The sequence below is a fragment of the Vibrio sp. 1CM7H genome, from assembly GCF_023161645.1.
Classification (GTDB): Bacteria; Pseudomonadota; Gammaproteobacteria; order Enterobacterales; family Vibrionaceae; genus Vibrio; species Vibrio diabolicus.
The window spans coordinates 1-5800 of the sequence record NZ_JALNTV010000020.1; the positions used below are offsets into that span (position 1 = coordinate 1).

General features: G+C 43.7%; 5 protein-coding genes and 1 tRNA gene. 3 read left to right on the forward strand and 3 right to left on the reverse strand.

Annotation, left to right across the window (positions count from 1 at the left end):
* Positions 1-525: 525 nt before the first annotated feature.
* Together pssA and MSG33_RS23380 are read right to left on the reverse strand one after the other, a co-directional pair.
* Positions 526-1866 carry a CDP-diacylglycerol--serine O-phosphatidyltransferase gene (pssA, locus tag MSG33_RS23375; RefSeq protein ID WP_150915954.1) on the reverse strand — a complete coding sequence of 447 codons (1341 nt, stop codon included), beginning with the start codon at positions 1864-1866 and terminating at the stop codon, positions 526-528.
* Positions 1867-1937: 71 nt separating this feature from the next.
* Positions 1938-2369, reverse strand: a complete 432-nt coding sequence (locus MSG33_RS23380) for a GNAT family N-acetyltransferase (protein ID WP_191907337.1) — start codon at positions 2367-2369, stop codon at positions 1938-1940.
* A gap of 101 nt (positions 2370-2470) precedes the next feature.
* On the opposite strand from MSG33_RS23380, the gene murB reads away from it, so the two are divergent.
* Together murB and birA are read left to right on the forward strand one after the other, a co-directional pair.
* Positions 2471-3514 carry a UDP-N-acetylmuramate dehydrogenase gene (gene murB / locus MSG33_RS23385; protein WP_248382313.1) on the forward strand — a complete coding sequence of 348 codons (1044 nt, stop codon included), beginning with the start codon at positions 2471-2473 and terminating at the stop codon, positions 3512-3514.
* Positions 3511-4476 carry a bifunctional biotin--[acetyl-CoA-carboxylase] ligase/biotin operon repressor BirA gene (birA, locus tag MSG33_RS23390; RefSeq protein ID WP_139059419.1) on the forward strand — a complete coding sequence of 322 codons (966 nt, stop codon included), beginning with the start codon at positions 3511-3513 and terminating at the stop codon, positions 4474-4476. Before murB ends, birA begins: the two co-directional genes overlap by 4 nt.
* A gap of 7 nt (positions 4477-4483) precedes the next feature.
* Here birA and coaA read toward each other — a convergent pair whose 3' ends face one another.
* Positions 4484-5407, reverse strand: a complete 924-nt coding sequence (gene coaA / locus MSG33_RS23395) for a type I pantothenate kinase (RefSeq protein WP_005398335.1) — start codon at positions 5405-5407, stop codon at positions 4484-4486.
* A gap of 205 nt (positions 5408-5612) precedes the next feature.
* Between coaA and MSG33_RS23400 the strand changes: the two genes are divergently transcribed.
* Positions 5613-5688, forward strand: a tRNA-Thr gene (locus tag MSG33_RS23400).
* Positions 5689-5800 lie beyond the last annotated feature (112 nt).

The window sequence follows — 5800 nt, forward strand, 5'->3', positions numbered from 1 at the left end:
CGCGGGTTCGAGTCCCGTCCACTCCGCCACTTATATTAAGCCTCAGCCGAAAGACTGGGGCTTTTTTCGTTTTGGTTTCCCGACTTACCTTACCCCCATTTCCATATTGAAATCTTGCATCGAGAGGCAGACTTCCCTCTTCGCTATGCTTTCTAAGCCTTGTCATAACGAGTTGATACGCAACTCTGTGCTTTTTCTACTTAACCGGGTCCCAGTATTGAGGGCTAGTTTTGAGCCCCTGTGCTGACTCATTAAAGCTCCCCTTTATTACGTGTTAGAAAGCTTATTCACTAGCGTAGTGTAAGAAAGAGTAAGATCGGAAGACTGAGTTATTAAGCACCTAGCCACTTACGCATGTATTGCCTTTCTAGATTCTAGGTTGTTGCGTTTGGGGTTAAGTTGCGTCTCGCAAGCTTATTTACTGAAGTCTACTAATATAGAGGTCTAATAGAGTATTAAGCTGTTGGATCTAAGAATAATAAAAAAGCCCAGCAGGAAAATGCTGAGCTTTGAAGTTAATTATGCTTACAGGATGCGTTTTAAAACCCCATCTGCTTTTAGGCGGGTTATTTTTCTTACTAACCGCTGCACCCCTATCGGATAATCTTCCACTTTTTCTAACTGTTTATAAGTACAGATAAGGTGGGTATGCTCAAGGATACGCGAAACTTCATCTTCGAACTTCTCAGTGAGTTTCGCATAATTGTCTTGGATGAGAAGTCCATTTTCTAGATCAAGTGACCAAGCCCGAGGATTTAAGTTATTCCCCGTCAGTAGCATATAGCGTTTATCAACCCAAATGCCTTTGAGATGGAAGCTATTATTGTCATGCTTCCAGAGGTGAATTGACAGTTTACGCGCAGCGATATTCGCTTCATTTGCTTTCGCAAAGCGGCGTAGGTTTACTTCATACAGATATGGAAGTCCGCCAATGGTTTTAAAGTCTTCCTCAGGGGCAATATAAAAGTCGTTTGCTGTCTTGTCGCCCACAACAATAGTTACTTTCACACCGCGTTTCATGGCTCGCTTCACTTCACGATGCAGCGCTTTAGGGAAGTTAAAGTAAGGCGTACAGATAAAGATTTCGTTTTGGGCGGCCGCTAGTAACTTTACAATCTGTTGGTTGAGTAGATTGCGGCGTTTGCCTAGACCAACTAGCGGGGTGATTTTTACACTTTCTTCTGTTGCTGGTTGGTCTTCAAACTGATAATTAGCTTGAGCAAGTGAAGCTCTCAGTTGACGAATCGCCGACTTAATTTCTTTGGTTTCTGGCTTATCTTTTCCAGCAAGATCATTGACAGCAGGGTGAGCAATCATCTCTTCCTGAATGAATTGCACCATTGAATTAGCTAAAGACTCATGTCGAATCACATGGTAACGATCAAAGCGATAGCGTTCGTGATAGTGCAGGTAAACGTTATTTAAGCTTGCCCCACTGTAGATGACAGTATCATCGACAATGAAGCCTTTTAAATGCAGTACCCCAAAAACCTCTCTGCCACGCACAGGTATACCATAGACAGGGATCGGGTGTTGGTACTTATTGGCATACGCTTTGTAAAGCGCAGAATTACCCTCAGATGTTTCAGCACCAATAAGGCCACGCTGCGCCCGATGCCAGTCGACACAGATATTGATGTCCAACCCAGGATTGCGCTGTTTCGCTTCATAAAGCGCAGTGAGAATTTCACGTCCAGCTTCATCATCTTCCAGATATAGAGCGACTAGGTAAATTCGCGACGTTGCTTTGCTGATTGCATCCAAAAGATGAGTCCTGAATGATTCTGCTGAATACAGAACATCAAAGTCTTCCGGATTGACAGCGAGACTTGGCAACTGTTCGAATGGATTCCTACTTACTATCATATCGGTATGAGTACCTTAGTTTAGTGCAATATTGCGAACCTGCCATTTTATCAAAGATATGATTTACCTGGCTACAAAAGCGCGCGTTTTGATGTCATTGAAGAGATGAATTGCATTGGAATGAGATCTTTACCGCTATCTACATAGCGTTGAAATGCCATTTTTAGCGGGTGTGGTAGCTCAGAGCAATCAATGGTTTTGAATCCATGCTTGGAATAATAGGATTCGAGATGTGTAAACGCGAAGCAATAATCGCCATCAGTGAAAACATTGTTTTTACAATGAGTTAGTAGTTCTTTTCCAATGCCAGTTCCCCTAAGTGTTGGAATGACCAGCATTCCCGTCAGCAATCGAGATCTATCTACGGTTTTTAAGCGTAGTAACGCAACGATTTCACCTTTATGGCTCGCTGTAATGATCAGTTCATCCTTTTTGGCTCGACCCGAAGGGTAATGCGCTTTGTACAACCTCTTAATGAGAGGGAGCTTGATAGGATTTAACACTTCTATGATTAATGAGTCAGGTATTGTCACTGCGGTTAAAAGATAACTAATGTAGAATGTCGACAGTTTAAGAGAATCTTATCTGACGTTGCAAACCTACTATGCAAATTAAAATAAATGCAAGCCTTAAGGCTTACCATACTTTTGGGATTGAACAGTCGTGTTCCTATTTAGCGACCATCGAGTCGCTCGAGGAGGTTACCCAACTATTTCAAGACCCGAGATTCACCCATTTACCGAAACTTTTTTTAGGTAAAGGAAGTAATGTTCTTTTCACTGAGCATTTTGACGGGTTAGTGATCGTTAATCGAATCATGGGTAAAAATGTGACGGAAACGGATGACCAATACCTATTGCATATTGCAGGTGGTGAAGACTGGCCTGAATTGGTTTCCTGGTGTGTGAGTCAGGGAATTGGTGGGTTAGAAAACCTAGCCCTGATCCCAGGCTGTGCAGGCTCGGCTCCTATTCAAAACATTGGAGCCTATGGGCTAGAGCTAAAAGACATTTGTGACTACGTGGATGTTCTTGATCTAACTACGTTTGAAAATAGAAGAATGAGCGCCAGAGACTGTGAATTTGGCTACCGAGACTCCATTTTTAAACACGCTTTGCATGAAAAGTGCTTTATTACCGCACTAGGGCTTAAGCTGGCTAAACAATGGCAGCCGATTAATCAATATGGTCCTTTAAAAGATATTCCGGAAGAACAACTTAGCCCAGCAACAATCTTCGAGCGAGTTTGCCAAGTGCGAACGGAGAAACTGCCGGATCCAGTCAAGGTAGGTAACGCAGGGAGTTTCTTTAAAAACCCAGTGATCACTCAAGATCATTATGATCGGCTCATGAAGCAACATACTAATATCGTGGCCTATCCAACTCCTGGCGGAATGAAAGTCGCGGCTGGTTGGCTGATTGATCAGTGCGGATTAAAGGGGAAGTCTGTACATGGTGCACAGGTCAACCCTATGCAAGCCTTGGTTTTGACCAACATGGGCAACTGCAGTGCCGATGATGTTGTAGCACTTGCTTCCCTAGTGAAGCAGGCTGTGTGGGATAAATACCAAATAGAACTTGAGCATGAAGTGCGATTTCTGAACCGCACCGGGGAAACCAACCTGGCTCAGATCGAGGCGTTAAGATGAGAAAAGATCACTCTACGAAACTTCATATCTTAAAGTCATTAAGTAACGGCGAGTTTCATTCTGGAGAGGCGCTGGGCGAAGCCCTGAATGTATCCAGAGCAGCAATAGCTAAGCATATTAAAGGTCTTAGTGAGTGGGGCATTGATATTTATCGAGTGCAAGGGCGCGGTTACCAGTTGGCATCACCATTGCAGTTGCTAGATGAAGCTCTCCTTACTGCTAGTGCGGAGTCACTTATTGAGCTTGTTCCTGTGATTGACTCAACCAACCAGTATTTGCTTGATAGAGTCGCAGAGTCAGAAAAGGGCCGTGTTTGTATAGCTGAGTATCAAGCACAAGGACGTGGTCGCCGCGGTAGACAATGGATCTCTCCATTTGGCTCTAACTTATACCTATCCATGTACTGGCGATTAGATGCGGGAATGGCCGCAGCAATGGGCTTAAGCCTTGTTATTGGTATTGCCGCAGTGGAAGCACTAGAAGAAATGGGCATACAAGGCGTTAAGCTCAAGTGGCCAAATGACCTGTATTATCAAGATAAAAAACTGGCAGGAATCTTAGTGGAGATGTCAGGGCAGGCCGGTGGTGCTGCTCATCTTGTGATTGGGATGGGGCTCAATATTGGAATGCCTGATGCGCAACCTGAGATTGATCAACCATGGACAACATTGAATCAGGCAAACGAGAGTCTCGTGATCGATAGAAATGTCCTAGCGACGACGCTTATCAAGCATTGGAATTCCGCACTTATCGAGTATGAACTGAAAGGACTTACCAGCTTTGTCGAACGTTGGAATCGATTAGATAACTTTCTCAATCGTCAAGTCAAGCTGCTCATCGGACCTAGAGAGGTGCACGGCGTCGTACGCGGCATCGATCATCAAGGCGGGATATTACTCGAAACCTCGCAAGGGCTAGAGACTTACATTGGTGGCGAAATCTCGTTGCGTAAAAGCGATTGACGTTCAATTACTTTCGCAAAGATACCTTATCAACCAAGTGGTTGACGCCTTTGTGTAGAATCAAATGGGCTCTTTCTCGGGTTGGAAGAATATTCAGCTCCAAGTTGAGCCCATTAATATCATGCCAAATTTGTTTCGCTTTTTGCTTTGCTTCATCGACTGACAGTTGCGTGTAGTGACTAAAATAAGAACCGGGTTTAGTAAAGGCCCCTTGGCGAAACTTTAAAAATCGTTCCACATACCACTGTTCAATTGTCTCTGTTTCAGCATCGACATAGATCGAAAAATCCAAAAAATCAGAGACAAAGACGCGATGTGGATCATGCGGATAATCCATTCCACTTTGTAGAACGTTTAAACCTTCAATGATAAGAACATCCGGTCTATCAACTTTTCTTAGTTCGTCCGTAATGTCATACGTGATGTGGGAGTAAATAGGTACTTCAAGATCCGGCTTACCCGCTTTAACGTCAGACATAAACTCAACTAAACGTTTGATATCATAGGACTCAGGAAACCCTTTACGATGCATGATACCGCGTTCTTCTAGTACCTTTTTCGGATATAGAAAGCCATCTGTAGTGACCAAGGACACTTTGGGATGATTCTCCCAACGAGAAAGCAATGCGGTCAGAATACGAGCTGTCGTACTTTTGCCTACAGCGACACTGCCGGCGATACCAATCACAAAAGGAGGGGCATGTTCTTCCGTATTCAAGAATTGTTGTAATACAGAGTTGCGGCTTTGACGGGCTTGGACGTACAGATTCAAAAGACGAGACAAAGGAAGGTAGATTTCTACGGCTTCCTCCATGGTTAGGTTTTCATTAATGCCCTGAAGCGCAGTCAAGTCGTCTTCAGAAAGTGTCATCGGTACAGAGTTTCTTAACTCGGCCCAGTTTGCACGGTCAAATGACAAAAATGGACTCATGGGTCTCTTTTATCCTTGGTTTAGTAGAAGCAAGAACATACATCAAGCGAACTTCAAAGCAAACGACAAAGGTCGAAGTTTACTTTAAAAAAGCCAAGTTTGTACGAATTTGCAGCAAACGAATCTAAAAAATCGAATTTTATGATTTTTTTTAAAATTACTATTGCAACCTCGAAAATCATTCAATAGAATGCGCACCACTTATGCCGACTTAGCTCAGTAGGTAGAGCAACTGACTTGTAATCAGTAGGTCACCAGTTCGATTCCGGTAGTCGGCACCATTCTTTCCTTTAGTAGTCTGAATGGCTTGAAAATTTGGAGGGGTTCCCGAGTGGCCAAAGGGAGCAGACTGTAAATCTGCCGGCACTGCCTTCGATGGTTCGAATCCGTCCC